This window comes from Streptomyces sp. NPDC051322 (genome assembly GCF_040689485.1).
In the GTDB taxonomy this organism is placed as follows: domain Bacteria; phylum Actinomycetota; class Actinomycetes; order Streptomycetales; family Streptomycetaceae; genus Streptomyces.
On sequence record NZ_JBFBAK010000001.1, the window covers coordinates 685,885 to 704,347 of the forward strand.

At 71.2% G+C, this 18,463-nt stretch carries 13 protein-coding genes and 1 pseudogene; 7 read left to right on the forward strand and 7 right to left on the reverse strand.

What is annotated here, in order from left to right; translation table 11 throughout:
* The first annotated feature begins 30 nt into the window (after positions 1–30).
* From AB0436_RS03215 to AB0436_RS03225, 3 genes are all read left to right on the forward strand, one after another.
* Complete coding sequence (locus AB0436_RS03215; RefSeq protein WP_366465917.1) at positions 31–1,467, forward strand: FGGY family carbohydrate kinase; 1,437 nt, start codon at positions 31–33, stop codon at positions 1,465–1,467.
* Positions 1,468–1,615: 148 nt separating this feature from the next.
* Positions 1,616–3,349, forward strand: coding sequence for an ABC transporter ATP-binding protein (locus tag AB0436_RS03220; protein WP_366465918.1), 1,734 nt, complete (start codon positions 1,616–1,618; stop codon positions 3,347–3,349).
* Entirely contained in the window at positions 3,349–5,271 is a 1,923-nt protein-coding gene (locus AB0436_RS03225) for an ABC transporter ATP-binding protein (RefSeq protein WP_366465919.1), read from the forward strand. The genes AB0436_RS03220 and AB0436_RS03225 overlap by 1 nt, the downstream gene beginning before the upstream one ends.
* A gap of 147 nt (positions 5,272–5,418) precedes the next feature.
* On the opposite strand, the gene AB0436_RS03230 is transcribed toward AB0436_RS03225, so the two are convergent.
* The 5 genes from AB0436_RS03230 to AB0436_RS03250 form a co-directional block, all read right to left on the reverse strand.
* Positions 5,419–6,606, reverse strand: coding sequence for an RNA polymerase sigma factor (locus AB0436_RS03230; protein WP_366465920.1), 1,188 nt, complete (start codon positions 6,604–6,606; stop codon positions 5,419–5,421).
* A 138-nt stretch (positions 6,607–6,744) separates the two neighbouring features.
* Entirely contained in the window at positions 6,745–8,658 is a 1,914-nt protein-coding gene (dnaG, locus tag AB0436_RS03235) for a DNA primase (RefSeq protein WP_366465921.1), read from the reverse strand.
* 273 nt (positions 8,659–8,931) lie between these two features.
* Positions 8,932–10,194, reverse strand: coding sequence for an FAD-dependent oxidoreductase (locus AB0436_RS03240; RefSeq protein ID WP_366465922.1), 1,263 nt, complete (start codon positions 10,192–10,194; stop codon positions 8,932–8,934).
* A 225-nt stretch (positions 10,195–10,419) separates the two neighbouring features.
* Positions 10,420–11,700 (reverse strand): deoxyguanosinetriphosphate triphosphohydrolase, encoded by a 1,281-nt coding sequence (locus AB0436_RS03245; RefSeq protein WP_366465923.1) that lies wholly within the window; start codon positions 11,698–11,700, stop codon positions 10,420–10,422.
* 141 nt (positions 11,701–11,841) lie between these two features.
* A complete protein-coding gene (locus AB0436_RS03250) occupies positions 11,842–12,621 on the reverse strand; it encodes a sirohydrochlorin chelatase (protein ID WP_366465924.1) in 780 nt (259 codons plus the stop codon).
* A 176-nt stretch (positions 12,622–12,797) separates the two neighbouring features.
* On the opposite strand from AB0436_RS03250, the gene AB0436_RS03255 reads away from it, so the two are divergent.
* Positions 12,798–13,523 (forward strand): ElyC/SanA/YdcF family protein, encoded by a 726-nt coding sequence (locus AB0436_RS03255; RefSeq protein ID WP_366465925.1) that lies wholly within the window; start codon positions 12,798–12,800, stop codon positions 13,521–13,523.
* 110 nt (positions 13,524–13,633) lie between these two features.
* Positions 13,634–15,751 carry a molybdopterin oxidoreductase family protein gene (locus AB0436_RS03260; RefSeq protein WP_366465926.1) on the forward strand — a complete coding sequence of 706 codons (2,118 nt, stop codon included), beginning with the start codon at positions 13,634–13,636 and terminating at the stop codon, positions 15,749–15,751.
* A 3-nt stretch (positions 15,752–15,754) separates the two neighbouring features.
* On the opposite strand, the gene AB0436_RS03265 is transcribed toward AB0436_RS03260, so the two are convergent.
* Positions 15,755–16,345, reverse strand: a complete 591-nt coding sequence (locus tag AB0436_RS03265) for an NAD(P)H-dependent oxidoreductase (RefSeq protein ID WP_366465927.1) — start codon at positions 16,343–16,345, stop codon at positions 15,755–15,757.
* Between the two features lie 182 nt (positions 16,346–16,527).
* Between AB0436_RS03265 and AB0436_RS03270 the strand changes: the two genes are divergently transcribed.
* On the forward strand, positions 16,528–17,286 hold the full coding sequence (locus tag AB0436_RS03270; RefSeq protein WP_366465928.1) for an aminotransferase class IV family protein: 759 nt from the start codon (positions 16,528–16,530) through the stop codon (positions 17,284–17,286).
* 94 nt (positions 17,287–17,380) lie between these two features.
* Here AB0436_RS03270 and AB0436_RS03275 read toward each other — a convergent pair.
* Positions 17,381–17,485: pseudogene (locus AB0436_RS03275) on the reverse strand (glyoxalase); the annotation flags it as partial.
* A gap of 30 nt (positions 17,486–17,515) precedes the next feature.
* Here AB0436_RS03275 and AB0436_RS03280 point away from each other — a divergent pair.
* Positions 17,516–18,454, forward strand: coding sequence for an aminoglycoside phosphotransferase family protein (locus tag AB0436_RS03280; protein ID WP_366465929.1), 939 nt, complete (start codon positions 17,516–17,518; stop codon positions 18,452–18,454).
* Positions 18,455–18,463: the final 9 nt, after the last annotated feature.

Genomic DNA, 18,463 nt, shown 5'->3' on the forward strand with positions numbered 1-18,463 from the left:
AGTGTTCCGATGTGCGGCACAATCTGAAGCATGGGGATAGTCGCCGGTCTTGACAGCTCTTCCGCGTTCACCCGCATCGTCGTCTGCGACACGGACTCGGGTGCCGTACTGCGGCAGGGGTACGCACCGCATCCCGTCGACGCGAAGTCGTACGAGGTGGATCCGCAGGCCTGGCTGCTCTCGCTCGGCGAGGCGGCGGCCGGCGGCCTGCTGGAGGGCGTGCAGGCCATCGGCGTGTCGGCGCAGCAGCACGGTCTGGTGCCGCTGGACCGCCAGGGCAGTCCGGTGCGGGCCGCGCTGGTCGGCAATGACAAGCGGGCCCAGGTCGCCGCGGCCGATCTGATCGATGCTCTCGGCAGCCGGTCCGCCTGGGCGGAGGCGGTCGGCTCGGTGCCGCAGGCCCCGCAGCCGGTGGCCAAGCTGCGCTGGCTGGCCCGGCACGAGCCCGAGGCGGCCGCCAGGATCGCCACCCTGCTGCAGCCGCACGACTGGCTGGTGTGGCAGCTGCTGGGGCGGCCCGCGCGCCGGACCACCGACCGGGGTGCGGCCTCCGGCACCGGCTACTGGTCCGCGGCGAGCGGCTCGTACCGCCCCGATCTGGTGGAACTCGCGCTCGGCCACCCGGCCGCGGTGCCCGAGGTGCTCGGGCCTTCCGAGGCGGCCGGCATGACGCCCGAGGGGCTGCTGATCTCGGCCGGAACCGGCGAGACCATGGCGGCGGCCTTCGGACTCGGCGTCTCGACCGGCGATGTGGTCGTCTCGCTGGGCGCCTCCGGGTCGGTGATGGGCGTGCATCACGAGGCGCTCAGCGACCCGTCCGGGACGATCACCTCGTTCGCGGACGCGACCGGGTTGCATCTGCCGGTCGTCCATACCCTCAACGCCGTACGGGCCCTGCGCGGCACGGCCGAACTGCTCGGCGTCGAGGACCTCGACGCCCTGTCCGCGCTGGCGCTGACCTCCACGCCGGGCGCCTCCGGGCTGGTGCTCCTGCCGTATCTGGAGGGCGAGCGCACTCCCCAACTGCCGCACACCGCAGGCACGCTGGCGGGGCTGCGCCGGGAGTCGATGAAGCGGGAGCACCTGGCGCGGGCCGCCTTCGAGGGCATGCTCTGCTCGCTCGCCGACGCGATGGACGTGCTCAGGGACCGCGGGGTCGAGGTGCGGCGGGTGTTCCTGCTCGGCGCCGCCGCGGAGCTGCCCGCGGTTCAGGCCGCCGCACCGGCGATCTTCGGGGCGCAGGTCGTCGTACCGCAGCCGGCGGACTATGCGGCGATCGGTGCCGCTCGGCAGGCGGCGTGGGCGCTCGGGGTGTCCGAGGGTTCCCTGGATCCCAAGACGCCGCCGGCCTGGCAGGGGGCGGCCGCCCAGGTGCTCGAGCCGGGCGATGAACTGGCGGTGGGGCAGGCGGTGCGCAAGCAGTACGGTGCCACGCGCGACCAGATCCACCCCGGAGCCTTCGGCTGAGCGGGGGGCCGCGCTCCCGGCTTCTTGACTCCCCCTTGAGGAAAAGGGTTCGATATCGGGTCGCCGAGTATCGGAAACTGGGCCTCTCTGCCCGCCAGCCAGCCCGATCCGCCTGCCGAACCCGCCTGCCGAACCCGAGAGACACCGCGTGCTCATAAAAATTCTGCGGACGTACCTGCGTCCGTACAAGAAACCGATGGCCCTGCTGGGGCTCCTTCAGCTCTTCCAGACCTGCGCCACGCTCTACCTGCCCACCCTGAACGCGGACATCATTGACAACGGTGTCGTCAAGGGGGACTCCGGTTACATCCTGGGCTACGGCGGTCTCATGATCGCCATCAGCCTGGTTCAGGTCGGCTGCAACATCGGCGCCGTGTATTACGGCGCGCGGACCGCTGCGGCCCTCGGCAGGGACGTCCGCGCCGGGGTCTTCGACCGGGTGCAGTCCTTCTCCGCGCGGGAGGTCGGGCACTTCGGCGCACCGTCCCTCATCACGCGCACGACCAACGACGTCCAGCAGATCCAGATGCTGGTGCTGATGTCGTTCACCCTGATGGCTTCGGCGCCGATCATGTGCGTGGGCGCCATCATCCTGGCGCTCGGCCAGGACGTGCCGCTCTCGCTGGTACTGATCGCGGTCGTCCCGGTGCTGCTGGTCCTGGTGTCCCTGATCGTCCGTCGGATGCGTCCGCTGTTCCGGAAGATGCAGGTGCGGCTCGACACGGTGAACCGGGTGCTGCGCGAGCAGATCACCGGCAACAGGGTCATCCGGGCCTTCGTGAAGGACGACTACGAGAAGGACCGCTTCAAGGGCGCCAACACCGAGCTGACCGAGGTCTCGCTCGGCACCGCACGGCTGATGGCGCTGATGTTCCCGACCGTCATGACCGTGGTCAACGTGTCGTCGATCGCGGTGGTCTGGTTCGGTGCGCATCGCATCGACAGCGGGGCCATGCAGATCGGGGCGCTCACCGCGTTCCTCGCCTACCTCATGCAGATCGTGATGTCGGTGATGATGGCCACCTTCATGTTCATGATGGTGCCGCGTGCCGAGGTCTGTGCCGAGCGGATCCAGGAGGTGCTGACCACCGACTCGAGCGTGGTGCCGCCGCTGGAGCCGGTACGGGAGCTGGCCAGGCACGGGCATCTGGAGATCCGGGGGGCCGGCTTCAAGTACCCCGGCGCCGAGGCCTCGGTGCTGCGCGACGTCGCCCTGCAGGCGCTGCCGGGCGAGACCACCGCGGTCATCGGGTCGACCGGCAGCGGAAAGTCGACGCTGCTCGGCCTGGTACCGCGGCTGTTCGATGCCACCGGCGGCGAAGTGCTGGTGGACGGCACCGACGTACGCAAGCTCGACCCGGCGCTGCTGGCGAAGACCGTGTCGCTGGTACCGCAGAAGCCGTACCTCTTCTCCGGGACCGTCGCGACCAATCTGCGGTATGGAAACCCGGACGCCACCGACGAGGAACTGTGGCACGCGCTGGAGGTGGCGCAGGCGAAGGACTTCGTCGCGAAACTCGAGGGCGGACTGAACGCTCCGATCGCTCAGGGCGGCACCAATGTCTCCGGCGGTCAGCGGCAGCGTCTGTCGATCGCCCGGACGCTGGTGCAACGACCGGAGATCTACCTCTTCGACGACTCCTTCTCGGCTCTGGACTACGCGACGGACGCGGCGCTGCGGGCCGCGCTGCGCCGGGAGACCGCCGAGGCGACCGTGGTGATCGTGGCCCAGCGGGTCTCCACCATCCGCGACGCGGACCGGATCGTCGTCATGGACGAGGGCCGGGTGGTCGGCACGGGACGCCATCGCGACTTGATGGATGACAACGAGACATACCGGGAGATTGTTCTCTCCCAGCTCACCGAGGCGGAGGCAGCCTGATGGCCGGTCCTGGTGGACGGATGATGGCAGGACCCGTACAGAAGTCCACGGACTTCAAGGGGTCGGGCAAACGGCTGGTGCGGATGCTCGCACAGGACCGCCCGGCCTTGTTCACGCTGCTGACGGCGCTGGTCGGCAGCGTCGCGCTCTCGGTGGTGGGGCCGAAGATCCTCGGCCGGGCCACCGACCTGGTCTTCGCCGGCATCATCGGCCGGCAGTTGCCGAAGGGGCTCACCAAGGCGCAGGCCATCCAGGGGCTGCGCGACCACGGCCAGGGCGGCATGGCCGACATGCTCGGCGGCATCAGCTTCACGCCGGGTCAGGGCATCGACTTCACCGAGGTCGGCAAGGTCCTGCTGCTGGCACTGGCCGCCTTCGGGTGCGCCGGTCTGCTGATGCTGGTGGCCACCCGGATGGTGGCGCGGGTCGTCAACCAGACCGTGTACCGGATGCGCGAGGAGATCCAGGGCAAGCTGTCGAAGCTGCCGTTGTCGTACTACGACAAGCAGAAGCGCGGCGAGGTGCTCAGCCGCACCACGAACGACGTCGACAACATCGGTCAGACCATGCAGCAGACGATGGGTCAGCTCATCAACTCGCTGCTGACCATCGTCGGCGTGCTGGTGATGATGTTCTGGATCTCCTGGATCCTGGCCCTCGTCGCGTTGGTGACCGTGCCCCTGTCGGTGGTGGTCGCCACCCGCGTCGGCAAGCGGTCGCAGCCGCAGTTCGTGCAGCAGTGGAAGGTCACCGGCAAGCTCAACGCCCACATCGAGGAGATGTACACCGGGCACGCGCTGGTGAAGGTCTTCGGGCGGCAGGCCGAGTCGGCGGAGGCGTTCCGCGAGCAGAACGACGCGCTGTACGAGGCGAGCTTCAAGGCGCACTTCAACAGCGGGATCATGCAGCCGCTGATGATGTTCGTCTCGAACATCAACTACGTGCTGGTGGCGGTCGTCGGCGGACTCCGGGTCGCCAGCGGCTCACTGTCGATCGGTGACGTGCAGGCTTTCATCCAGTACTCGCGGCAGTTCTCGATGCCGCTGACCCAGGTCGCCTCGATGGCCAACCTGGTCCAGTCGGGTGTCGCGTCCGCCGAGCGCATCTTCGAACTGCTGGACGCCGACGAGCAGGAGCCGGACGCGGAGTCCGCCGAGCGCCCCGAGGTGCTGCGCGGCAGCATCTCGCTGGACAAGGTCTCCTTCCGCTACGAGCCGGACAAGCCGCTCATCGACGATCTCTCGCTGTCGGTCGAGCCGGGCCACACGGTGGCGATCGTCGGTCCGACCGGCGCCGGCAAGACGACGCTGGTGAATCTGCTGATGCGGTTCTACGAGGTGACCGGGGGCCGGATCGCGGTCGACGGGGTCGACGTCGCCAAGATGTCGCGCGAGGAACTGCGGTCCGGCATAGGCATGGTGCTGCAGGACACCTGGCTCTTCGGCGGCACCATCGCGGACAACATCGCCTACGGGGCGTCCCGTCCGGTGACCCGCACGGAGATCGAGGACGCGGCCCGCGCCGCGCACGCCGACCGGTTCATCCGCACCCTCCCCGAGGGCTACGACACGGTCATCGACGACGAGGGCACGGGGGTGAGCGCCGGCGAGAAGCAGCTGATCACGATCGCCCGGGCGTTCCTGTCCGACCCGGTCATCCTGGTGCTCGACGAGGCGACCAGCTCGGTGGACACCCGTACCGAAGTACTCATCCAGAAGGCGATGGCCCGACTGTCGCACGGCCGCACCAGCTTCGTGATCGCGCACCGGCTGTCCACGATTCGGGACGCCGACGTGATTCTGGTGATGGAGAACGGGGCGATCGTCGAGCAGGGCTCGCATGACGAGTTGTTGGCGGCGGAGGGGGCGTATGCGCGGCTGTATGCGGCGCAGTTCGCGCAGGCGGTGGTGGAGGTCGAGTAGGTGGGCGGGGCGCCTGCGGCGGGCCTGTTCCCCACCCCGCCCCTTCCCGAACTGGGGGCAAGCCCCCAGGCCCCTTGTCCTCAATCTCCCCCAGCTACCGCTGGGAGGGGCCCCCAGGGGCCGGCATTTGATGGCGCCCCGGCCCGCTCAGTCCAGATAGCCCCGCAGCTGATCCGCCAACGCATGATCCCGCAACTTGCTCAACGTCTTCGACTCGATCTGCCGGATCCGCTCCCGGGTGACCCCGAAGATCTGTCCGATCTCCTCGAGCGTCCGCGGCCTTCCGTCCGCCAGCCCGTACCTCAGTTGCACGACCTTCCTTTCCCGCTCCCCCAGCGTGGACAGCACCGCCTCCAGGTGCCTGCGCAGCAGCAGGAAGGCGGCCGACTCGACGGGGGACGCGGCGTCGCTGTCCTCGATCAGGTCGCCGAGGGCCACGTCGTGTTCCTCGCCCATGGGGGCGTGCAGGGACACCGGTTCCTGGGCCAGGCGGAGGATTTCGCTGACGCGCTCGGCGGTGACTTCGAGGTGGGTGGCGACTTCCTGCGGGGTGGGTTCGTAGCCGCGCTCCTGGAGCATCCGGCGCTGGACCCGGACCACCCGGTTGATCAACTCGACCACGTGGACCGGGACTCGTATCGTCCGGGCCTGGTCGGCCAGGGCGCGGGACATGGCCTGGCGGATCCACCAGGTGGCGTACGTCGAGAACTTGTAGCCCCGGGCGTAGTCGAATTTCTCGACCGCCCTGATCAGGCCGAGGTTGCCCTCCTGGACCAGGTCGAGCATGGTCAGTCCACGGCCCACGTAGCGCTTGGCCACCGAGACGACCAGCCGGAGGTTGGACTCGATGAGGCGGCGTTTGGCCATCCGGCCCATGACCACGACTCTGTCGAGGTCGACGGCGAGCCGGGAGTCGAGGTCGGACGAGCCGCCGAGGCGTTCCTCGGCGAAGAGGCCGGCTTCCACGCGGCGCGCGAGGTCGACCTCCTCGGCGGCGGTGAGCAGCGGTATGCGGCCGATCTCCCGGAGGTACTGGCGGAAGAGATCGGAGGACGGGCCGCCGGTGTCGGCGGTCCGGTTACGGGGTGGCTCGGGGGCGTCGTCCGGTTCCTCCACGACGAGCTCGGCGGGGGCCACGTCGGTTTCGGTCAGAGTCTGGGTCTGCACGGGGGCGGCCTCCAGGGTGACTGCCGGGTCAGGGACGTGCGGCAGCGGAACGAGGGCAGCCGCGCCGCCTTCCGTCCCGTTGACGATGAGCGCATCCGTGGAGGTGAGTGGCCCGCCGTCGGCGGACCGGCCGCGCTCCGAGGCCTCGGGCCGAGCGGACCGGGGCATCGCCATCAGTGTGGGGCACGACACATCGCTGCCACGAGGGGCGTGCGGTGACTTTCTGAGTCCGCCTCGTGGACGGTCGGTTACCGGGCAGTCGGCCACCCGTCGCCGAAACTCCGGAGGGTCCCGGATCCGCGCCGGTCAGAGCGCCTCGGCGCCGCGGTTGCGCAGGGACCGGCCGTACTGCTGGAGCGTCCAGAGTTCGTTCTGAACGGCGGCGTACTGCTCGGGGTCGCCCTGGGTGGAGACCCGGGCCAGGGTGCCCTGGACCTCCATGATGCGGCGGTCCACCGCCCGCAGCCGGACCTGGACCAGTTGCTCACCCGCATACACCTCGTCGACGGTGCGCCGCATGATCGCCTCGACGGCGAGCTCGGTCACCACGGCGCGGACCGCGTCGTCCGGGGCGGCTTCGCGGACCCGGGTGAGGTAGGCCGAGGAGTCGGCGATGCCGTCCTCGGCGCCGCCCGCCTCCATGATCGTGAGCCGGACCGCCGCGTAGGGCGGTGCGGTGAACTCGTCGACGCCGTAGGCATCGAAGGCCGGGGAGACCAGCTCGGGTCGCTGGAGTGCGAGCTTGAGCAGCTCCCGCTCGGTGCGGTGGGCGGGGCTGCGGAGGTTGAGCGCCGGGCCGCTCAGCGGCACGGGTGGCGGCTGGATCCGGTGCTGGGGCGGGCCGCCGCGTGCGGAACCACGGGCAGGCCCCGGCGCGTTGCCACGGCTGCGGGCCCACTGGGCGAGCTGGCTGATGCGCTTGACGACGAACTGCGTGTCGAGGATCCCGACCATGCCGGCCAGCTGGACGGCGACCTCGTGCTGCGAGGCGCTGTTCTTGATCCGGGCCACCACCGGCGCGGCCTCGTCCAGGGCCGCGGCACGTCCCGCGGGGGTCTCCAGGTCGTAGCGGGAGACGATCTGGCGGAGCGCGAACTCGAAGAGCGGGGTGCGGGGTTCGACGAGGTCCTGCACCGAGGCGTCGCCCTGGGCGAGCCGCAGATCGCACGGGTCCATGCCGTCCGGGGCGATGGCGATGTAGGTCTCCGCGGCGAACTTCTGGTCGTCCTCGAAGGCACGCAGCGCGGCCTTCTGGCCGGCCGCGTCACCGTCGAAGGTGAAGATCACCCGGGCGCTGCCGTTGTCCATCAGCAGCCTGCGGAGAATCTTGATGTGCTCGGTGCCGAAGGCGGTGCCGCAGGTGGCGACGGCGGTGGTCACTCCGGCGAGGTGGCAGGCCATGACGTCGGTGTAGCCCTCGACGACCACGGCCCTGCTGGACTTGGCGATCTCCTTCTTGGCCAGGTCGATCCCGTACAGCACCTGGGACTTCTTGTAGATCGCGGTCTCGGGGGTGTTCAGGTACTTGGGGCCGTTGTCGTCGTCGCGCAGCTTGCGCGCGCCGAAGCCGACGACTTCGCCGCTGATGTCGCGGATCGGCCACATGAGCCGGCCGCGGAAGCGGTCGATGGGCTTGCCGCCCCGGGTCTCCTGGGCGAGTCCCGAGGTGAGCAGTTCCTTGTCGGTGAAGCCCTTCCCGCGCAGGAAGCGGGTGAGGTGGTCCCAGCCCGCGGGGCTGTATCCGACGCTGAAGTGGGTGGCGGCGGCCTGGTCGAAGCCACGCTCGGCGAGGAACTTGCGGGCGATCTCGGCTTCGGTGCCGTCCAGCTGCTCGATGTAGAACTGCGCGGCTGCCTTGTGCGCCTCGACCAGCCGGATCCGCTCGCCGCGCTGACTGTTCGGGGTGTAGCCGCCCTCCTCGTACCGGAGGGTGATGCCGGCCGTGCCCGCGAGGCGCTCGACCGCCTCGGAGAAGGACAGGTGGTCGATCTTCATGATGAAGGCGAGAGTGTCCCCGCCTTCCTGGCAGCCGAAGCAGTGGAAAAGGCCCTTGGCCGGGCTCACCTGGAAGGACGGGGACTTCTCGTCGTGGAAGGGGCAGAGGCCCTTCAGATTCCCGCCGCCGGCGTTGCGCAGCTGGAGGTACTCGGAAACGACGGCGTCGATCGGGACCGCGTCCCGGACCGCCTTCACGTCGTCATCGTTGATCCTGCCCGCCACGAGTGAAGTCTACGGGCCGGGTCGGACAGTCTCGGCCTGCCCCGGCCGCCTGCCCTTACGGCCGGGGGTCCGGGGGTCGCCCCCGGAAATCACCGCCGGGCCGGGCCGGACAGTCTCGGCCTGTCCCCGGCCGCCTGCCCTTACGGCCGGGGGTCCGGGGGTCGCCCCCGGAAATCACCGCCGGGCCGGGCCGGACAGTCTCGGCCTGCCCCCGGGACCCCCGGACCGGTTGCCCGGTGCGGGCAGCCGGTCCGGGGCGGGCCGCCGTCGCGGTCAGGCGCCCAGGGTTGCCAGGTCCACGGTCGGATCCGCCACTGCTTCGGGGTCCAGTTGCGCGCCGGAGCGGATCAGGCGCTGCAGCTGCTCCGTGACGTCCCACACATTGACGTTCATCGCGGCGAGCACCCGGCGGTCCTTCATCCAGAAGGCGATGAACTCGCGCTTGCCCGCGTCGCCCCGGACCAGGACCTGGTCGTACGAGCCCGGGGGCGCCCAGCCCGAGTACTCCAGGCCCAGGTCGTACTGGTCGGAGAAGAAGTACGGGATCCGGTCGTACGACACGTCCTGGCCGAGCATCGCCCGCGCCGCGGCGGGGCCGCCGTTGAGGGCGTTGGCCCAGTGTTCGACGCGCAGCCGGGTGCCGAGCAGCGGGTGCTGGGCGGCCGCGGTGTCGCCCGCCGCGTAAATGTCCGGGTCGGAGGTGCGCAGCGAGGCGTCGACGGCGATGCCGCCGCCGTCCGCGCGCGGGGCCATCTCCAGGCCGGCCGCTTCGGCGAGCGAGCTGCGCGGGGCGGCGCCGATCGCGGCGAGCACGTCGTGTGCCGGATGTTCCGTGCCGTCGTCGGTCTGGGCGGCCAGCACCATGCCGTCCTGCCCGGTGATCTCGGTGAGGCGGGCGCCGAAGTGGAAGCGGACGCCGTGCTGGGCGTGCAGATCGGCGAAGATCTGGCCGACCTCGGGGCCGAGGACGTCGTACAGCGGTGTCGCGTTGGGTTCGACGACGGTGACCTCGGCGCCGTAGCCACGGGCCGCCGCAGCGACCTCCAGGCCGATCCAGCCGGCGCCCGCGATCACCAGGTGACCGTTGTCCCGGCCCAGCGAGGCGAGGACCTGCTTCAGCCGGTCGGCGTGCGCGAGCCGGCGCAGGTGGTGGACGCCGGCGAGGTCGGTGCCGGGGATATCGAGGCGGCGCGGTTCGGCGCCGGTGGCGAGCAGCAGCTTGTCGTAGTGGACCGCGGTGCCGTCCCCGAGCCGTACGGCCTTGACGGCGCGGTCGATCGCGACGACCGTCTGGCCGAGGTGCAGCTCGATGTCGGCCTGTGCGTACCAGGCGGGCTCATGCACATAGACGCTGTCCCGTTCCTCCTTGCCCGCCAGGTATCCCTTGGACAGCGGCGGGCGCTCATAGGGGTGGTCGCGCTCGTCCCCGATGAGGATCACTCTGCCGGTGAACCCTTCGGCCCGGAGAGTTTCGGCAGCCTTCGCCCCCGCGAGTCCTCCGCCGATGATGACGAACGTCAGATGTGCGTCGACCACTTGTTGCCTCCTTGTAGTGCTGGCGCCGCTTGCGAGCGTCCCGCACGGAGTGTGATGGGGGAAGGGGTTGTGAGATGTTCAGAAGCTGTTGTCCAACTCACGCACGGTCAGAATGGCCGGTCATGATGGCATGCCGCCCGGCCCTGCGGTCACATCGGGCCGGAAATCCACGGCCGGTCGTGCCCGGTTCTCACGCTGTGTGTCCACGCCGACTCGCGCGGTGCGTCAGCGATGGCCGGTCAGCCTGGCGTGCAGGGAACGCGCCGATGCGTCGGTGAGCGAGCCGATCTGGTCGACGATCACCCGTTTGCGCCCGCGTTCGTCGGGAGCCGCGTCGAACAACGCCCGGAACTGCGGATCCAGGCCGTCCGGGGCACGGGCGGTGAGCGCCGCGGCGAGCTCGGCGAGCACGATGCGCTGGTCGACGCGGAGCCGTTCCTGCTCCTCGCGCTGCATGACGTAGCGGTCGGCGACGGCCTTGAGTACCGCGCACTCGAGCCGGGTCTCGTGCGGAACGACCAGTTCGGCCGCGTACCGGGTGAGCGGTCCCGTGCCGTACGTCCGGCGGGTCGCGCTCTCGGCGGCCAGGCAGAACCGGCCGATGAGCTGGCTGGTGGCGTCTTTCAGCCGGGCCTGCGCGACCGCCGATCCGTCGTAGCCGTGCGGCCACCAGTCCTGGTCGAGGAGGCGGTCGAGCGCGGCCGCCAGCTCCGCCGGGTCGGTGTCGTCCGGCACGTAGCGGCCGACGGCCACGGCGATGACCTCGTCCCGCTCGGGCCCGGAAGTGAGGCAGTTGGGGTCGATGTGGCCGGCCTGCAGCCCGTCCTCGACGTCGTGCACGGAGTACGCCACGTCGTCGGACCAGTCCATGACCTGCGCTTCGAAGCACTTCCGGTCCGCCGGTGCGCCGCGCCTGGCCCAGTCGAAGACCGGCAGGTCGTCCTCGTACACCCCGAACTTCACCGAGCGGGGTTCGGTGGGGTGGCCACCGCGCGGCCAGGGGTACTTGGTGGCGGCGTCCAGGGCGGCGCGGGTGAGGTTGAGGCCCACGCTGATCAGCTCGCCGGTGTCCGGGGCGGGTACGAACCGTTTGGGTTCCAGGCGGGTCAGCAGCCGCAGCGACTGGGCGTTGCCCTCGAAGCCGCCGCAGTCCGCGGCGAATTCGTTGAGCGCCAGTTCGCCGTTGTGGCCGAACGGCGGGTGCCCGAGGTCGTGGGCGAGGCAGGCGGCCTCGACCAGATCGGGGTCGCAACCGAGTGCGGCGCCCAGTTCCCGCCCGACCTGGGCGCATTCCAGGGAGTGGGTGAGCCGGGTGCGCGGGCTGGAGTCCCAGACGGAGCTGCGGGACCCGGGGGTGACCACCTGGGTCTTGCCCGCGAGGCGGCGCAGCGCGGCGGAGTGCAGCACCCGCGCGCGGTCGCGCTGGAAGGCGGTGCGGCCTGGTCGCTTGTCGGGTTCGGTGTCCCAGCGTTCGAAGTCGGACGGGGTGTACGCGGTGCCTGCCATGCACCGACAGTACTGAGTTTCCCGTCCGGGGCGTCGCTGCGGGCAGGAGTCCGGCCGCCCGGTCCGGTCGCCGGCCCCGGCACGGGCGCCGTGCCGCCGCCCCACGGATGTTGGCCGGAAATGATCCTCAGAAGCTGTTGCTCAGGCAGCGGCGAGACGGTGCGGTTGCCGGGCAGCCGGGTTGCTCAGCGCCTGGTCGTAGCGGTGCAGCAGCAGCCGGGCGAGCGCCGGGTGGGCGCCGAGCGGTGCGGCGGCGATCCACGGCGCGGCCGCCGCACACTGGGTGGCGAACCGACCGGGGGCGGTGAAGTACGAGGCGACGGCCACCCGGTGCCGCCCGCGGGCCGCCAGCAGCCGCAGGGCTTCCGGAACGGTGGGCGAGGTGGCGGAGGCATAGGCGGGCACGACCGGCACCCCACCGAGCCGCTCGCTGAGCAGGCCCGCCGTACGGCGGACGTCGGCGGCCGAAGCGGGATCGCGGGAGCCCGCGGCGGCGAGCACGATTCCGGTCGAGCGGGACACTCCGTCGGCCGGGCGCCAGCCCGCTTCGACGAGTCGCCCGTACAGCGTCTCGATCAGCAGCGGATGCGGCCCGAGCGGGACCGCGAAGCGGGCGTGCAGGCCCGGCGCGGTGGCGGCGGCCAACGGGATGTCGTGGTTGACGTGGTGACCGCGGCTGAGCAGCAGCGGCACGAGCACGGCGCTGCCGCTCCCTGCGCCGCGGTCGGTGAGGTCCGCGAGGGCGGCGGGCAGCAGCGGTTCGTTCAGCTCGATGTGGCCCAGCCGCACCGGGAGCCCCGGGCGCAGCTCGCATACCCGCTCCAGCAGCGCCCGGACGGTCGGCAGCGCCCTCGGGTCACGGCTGCCGTGGGCCACGGCGACGAGGGCGGGGGCCGATGCGTGCACGGACATACGGTTCATGAGCGCGATCCTGCCCGGCGTACGTTGCCGTCGCGTTGCCTGCCGGTCACGGGCGTTTACCAGCGCCTCACGGAGCGGGTGGCTGCGCTGCCAGGAGTGGGCGGCGGAGGCGGGTGGCGAACCGAATGCCGCCCCGTGACGTCCCCCAGGAGACACGGACACTACGGGGGACCTCCATGCACCGACCGTACCTGCCCGGGCCGCGTCTTCCGGGACCGCGCCTGACCGGGCGGCGCCTGCCGAGACCGCGCCTGCCGAAGACGCGGCGCGGGAAACGGCGGGCCGTGCAGGCCGTGATGCTCGGATGCGTGCTGGCGCTCACGCCCGCCACCTGGATGTTCACGGCGGCCGACGGGCGGGTGCGGAGCACCGCCGATGTTCCGGCGGCCGATGTCGCGGTGGTGTTCGGCGCCGGACTGTGGCAGGGCCGCCCCTCGCCGTATCTCGCGCACCGTCTCGACGCGGCGGCGGAGCTGTACCGGACGGGCAAGGTCAAGGTGGTGCTCGTCACTGGGGACAACAGCCGCGAGGAGTACGACGAACCGGACGCGATGCGCGCCTATCTGGTGAAGCACGGCGTACCGGGCCGGCAGGTGGTGGGCGACTACGCCGGGTTCGACACCTGGGACTCCTGTGTCCGGGCCAAGAAGATCTTCGGGGTCGACCGAGCGGTGCTGGTGAGCCAGGGGTTTCACATCCGCCGTGCCGTCGCTCTCTGCCAGGCCGCCGGGATCCGCTCGTACGGCGTCGGGGTCAGCGACGCCCATGACGTGACCTGGTACTACGGCGGCGCCCGTGAGCTCCTCGCGGCCGGCAAGGCGGCACTGGACGTGATCTTCAAGCCCGATCCGCACTTCCTCGGCCCGCACGAGCAGGGCGTCGCGCGGGCGCTGGACCGCTGAAGCGGATGTCTGGGGCCTCACAGCGCGCCGGGGGTGCGGCTGAGGCGGTCGTACCCGCTGCGTAATGCGCTGTGGCCTGCGCCGTAACACCGTGGGCGCACGCTGGCCGTATGTCCACCGCAACAGCCCCCGCCGCCGCTGCCACCCCCACCGACAGCGCGACCCACTGCCCCTACTGCGCCCTGCAGTGCGGGATGAACCTGCGGCGCACGCCCGAAGGCGCCGGAACGGTCGAGGTGGTCGAACGCCCGGACTTCCCGGTCAACCGGGGAGCCCTGTGCGGCAAGGGCCGTACGGCTCCCGCCGTCCTGTCGTCCGCGGTACGGCTGACCGAACCGCTGGTGCGTAACGCCGCCACCGGCAAGCTCGAACCGGCCGGCTGGGACGAGGCGCTGCGCCTGGTCGCCGACGGGCTGCGGCGCACCCGGGCCGTGCACGGCCCGGACGCCGTCGGGGTCTTCGGCGGTGGCGGCCTCACCAACGAGAAGGCGTACGCCCTCGGGAAGTTCGCCCGGGTGGTCCTCGGCACCTCGCAGATCGACTACAACGGACGCTTCTGCATGGCGTCGGCGGCCGCCGCGCACCAGCGGGCCTTCGGGCTCGACCGCGGTCTGCCCTTCCCGCTGGAGGACATACCGCGCACCGGATGCGTGATCCTGGTCGGCTCCAACCTCGCGGAGACCATGCCTCCGGCGCTCCGCTATCTCACCGAGCTCCGGGAGAACGGGGGCCGGCTGATCGTCGTCGACCCGCGCCGCACCCGTACCGCCGAGCAGGCCGACCTGCATCTGGCGCCCCGGCCGGGCACCGATCTGGCCCTGGCGCTCGGCATGCTGCACGTCCTGATCGCCGAGGGCCGCACCGACGACGCCTTCATCGCCGCCAGGACCAGCGGCTGGCAGGACGCGCGGGCCGCGGCGATGGCGCACTGGCCGGAGATGGTCGAGCGGATCACCGGCGTGCCACTCCCCCAGCTCCGGGAGGCGGCACGGATGTTCAGCGACGCGCCGTCCGGGATGGTGCTCACCGCACGCGGTCCCGAGCAGCAGTCCAAGGGCACCGACACGGTGGGTGCCTGGATCAACCTGTGTCTCGCCGCCGGCAAGGCGGGCAGGCCGCTGTCCGGTTACGGCTGTCTGACCGGGCAGGGAAACGGCCAGGGCGGACGTGAACACGGCCAGAAGGCCGACCAGTTGCCCGGCTACCGCAAGCTCACCGACCCGGCGGCGCGACGCCATGTCGCCGGGGTGTGGGGCGTCGACCCCGACACGCTGCCCGGTCCCGGGCGCAGCGCCTACGAACTCCTCGACGCGCTGGGCGGCGAGGTGAAATCCCTCCTCCTGATGGGCTCCAACCCGGTCATCTCCGCCCCCCGCGCCGCCCACATCGAGGGCCGGCTGCGCTCGCTGGACTTCCTCGCCGTGGCGGACGTGGTGCTCTCCGAGACGGCCGCGCTCGCCGACGTCGTACTCCCGGTCACGCAGTGGGCCGAGGAGACGGGCACCACCACCAACCTGGAGGGGCGGGTCCTGCTGCGCCGGGCCGCGCTCCGGGCCCCGGCGGAGGTGCGCAGCGACCTGGAGGTGCTGCACGGACTGGCCGGGCTGCTCGGCCACAAGGAGGGGTTTCCCGCCGCGCCCGACGAGGTCTTCGACGAGCTGCGGCGGGCCTCGGCCGGCGGCCCCGCCGATTACGCGGGGATCAGTTACGACCGCATCGCCGCGGAGGACGGTGTTTTCTGGCCCTGCCCGGACGAGCAGCACCCCGGAACGCCCCGGCTGTTTCTCGACCGGTTCGCCACCGACGACGGCCTCGCCCGGTTCGTGGCGGTCTCGCACCGCCCCGCCGCCGAGGAACCGGACGCGGATTTCCCGGTGTTCCTGACGACGGGACGGGTGGTGTCCCAGTACCAGTCGGGCGCCCAGACCCGGCGCGTACCGGAACTGAACACGGCCGCTCCCGGCCCCTTCGTGGAGCTGCATCCGCGGCTCGCGGACCGTATCGGCGCGGTGGACGGCGAACCGCTGGCCGTGACCTCCCGCCGGGGAAGGGCCGTGGCACCGGCTCGTATCACCGAGTCGATCCGCCCCGACACGGTCTTCATGCCGTTCCACTGGCCGGGCGAGGGCCGCGCCAACACCCTCACCAACCCGGCGCTGGACCCGACGTCGCGGATGCCGGAGTTCAAGGTGTGTGCGGTACGGGTGGAGCGGGCGCAGGCTGCCTGAGGCTCACGCTCCGTAGGGCCGCACCGCCTTGGCGTCCCGCAGCGCCTGTCCCCACCAGACGAGCTGGTCGAGCATCGTCTTGGCAGCCGCGTCGGGCGCCGTCGGGTCCTTGTGCGTGCCGTCCTGGTCGAAATGGCCGTGCGCGTTGTGGAAGCTGACGGTGTCCCGGACGGTGACCGTATGCATCTCGGCGAAGACCTGCCGCAGCTGCTCGACGGCCCGCAGGCCGCCGGACATCCCGCCGTACGACACGAAGCCGACCGGCTTCGCCTGCCACTGGGTGAAGTGCCAGTCGATGAGGCTCTTGAGCGAGGCGGGGAACGAGTGGTTGTACTCGGGGGTGAGCACGACAAATGCGTCGGCCGCTGCCAGAAGCGGCGAGACCCGGCCGAGGATCTCCTGCACCTCGGGCGAGGGCTCGTGGGAGAGGACCGTCGGCAGATCGGTCTCGGCCAGGTCGATCACCTGGACGGAGAGGTCGGCGCGCTGCCGTGCGCGGGAGAGAAACCAGCCGGCGACGGTGGGGCCGAAGCGGCCGGCCCGGTTGCTGGCGATGATGACGGCGAGGTTCAGGGGGCTCGTGTTGAGGTCCATGGGGAGAGCGTCATACATCAAGCATGGTTGAGGTCAAGCCGCCCCCGCACGCACCCGCTCCCGCACCACCGTGCCCTTCGGCAAGCCCCTGCACGTGCCCGCACCGTTCGACTTCGACCTCGACACCAGCGACTTCGGCGCACCACCGGAGGCAGCGGCCCCCTGACTCGTACGGTGAGCTCATGCACATAGAGATCGACGGCCGCCCCGTCACCGACGAGTCCCTGCGCACACCCGCCTTCGTCAACTACGGTCATTTCACCGCGATGCAGGTCAGGAAGGGACGGGTGCGTGGTCTCGGACTGCACCTCGACCGGCTGGACTCCGCGACGCGCGAGCTGTTCGGCTCGGGGCTCGACGGCGAGCACGTGCGGGCACTCGTCCGGCACGCACTGGACGGAGCGGGCGTACGGGATGCCGCGACCCGGGTGTACGTACACCGGCCGGACGGCGACGAGACCACGACCGTGATGGTCACCGTGCGCCCACCCGCGGTGATGCCCGAGGCCCCGCAGAGCCTGATGTCCGTTCCGTACGAGCGGCCCGTGCCCCACATCAAACACCTGGGCGGCTTCGGCCAGATCTACTACGGCAAGGCCGCGCAGCGCGCCGGATTCGACAGTGCGCTGCTCACCGGCCCCGGCGGCGTGATCGCGGAGGGCGCGGCCACCAACATCGCCTTCTGGGACGGCACTTCGGTCGCCTGGCCGGATGCGCCCGCACTCCTCGGCACCACGATGGCGCTGATCGAGCCCCTGCTGCCGTCGGTGCGGCGCCGGGTGGCCCTGGAGGATCTGCCCTCGTACCGGGCGGCCTTCGTCACCAACTCGCAGGGCATCGCCCCGGTGCGCCGGATCGACGACACCGAGTTCGCGGTGGACGCGGAGCTGATGAAGACGGTGGCGAGGGTGTACGACGCGGTGCCCTGGGACGAGATCTGAGCCAGCGCGGGCCCGTCCACGGGTCAGGGAGGTCCGGAGTGTCCGGAAGACGGGTACGGCCCGCCTCGTCCGCCGGGGACCGGGCGGTGACGCATCAGGGCGTGGGGGCCGGCTGCGCGGCCTCCCAGGCGAACCCGTCCGGGTCGGTGAAAGCTCCGGCATCGCCACCGATGGCGAGCCGGTGCGATCCGCTGCCGTCGGGAGACCGGCCGGGGCGTAAGGTGCGCGGATGTTCCGGATACCGGAGGCGTTCGCGCGGAGCACCATCGAGCGCGAAGGGGAGCGCGGCGCGGCCTGGCTCGCCGCGCTGCCCGGGATCGTGGAAGAGCTGGTGGACACCTGGGGGTGCCTGCCCGACGGCGAGGTCATGCACGGGGGCGTCGGGGTCATCGTCCCCGTGCGGCGGGCGGCCGAGGGCGCCGCTGTCCTCAAGGTGTCGTTCCCGCACCCGGGCAACGTTCACGAGCCGGACGCGTTCGCGGCGTGGGGTGGGCGCGGGGCAGTCCTGCTGTACGAGCGTGACGACGCGCGGTTCGCAATGCTGCTCGAACGGACGCGGACGTCGACTCTGGCGGACGTCATGGACGGGGACTCGGTCCTCACGGTCGCCGGGCGGATCAGTCGCCGACTCGCCGCGCCCGCCCCGCCCGGCCTCCCCCGGCTGAGGGAGCAGGCCGACACCTGGGAGGAACAACTACGCAAGGACTGCGCCGATTTGACGCACTCCCTGACGCCCTACGCGGTGGACGCCGCCGTGGCGACCGTCCGCGAACTGGGCCGGACCCAGCCGGACACCCTCATCCACGGCGACCTGCACGCCCGCAACATCCTGCGCGCCGACCGCGAGCCGTGGCTGGCCGTCGACCCCAAGGGATACGCCGGGGACCCCGCCTACGACGGCGGCACCCTGCTCAAGTCGCGCGCGCTGACGCTTCTCGAGGCGGATGACCTGCGCAAGGCTGTCCACCGCGCCCTGGACGTCTTCGCCGAAGCCGCGGAACTCGAACGCGAGGACATCCGGCGCTGGGCTCAACTTCATGCCGTCCAGGCCGCGTTCTGGGGTCGTCGGCACGGATTCCGGGTGGCCCGCGAAGGGTCACGGCTGGACTGGCTCACCGCATGCGCCGACAGCTTGGCGGAGTTGCTCACCCGGATGGCGCGCAGCTAGGCGTATCGG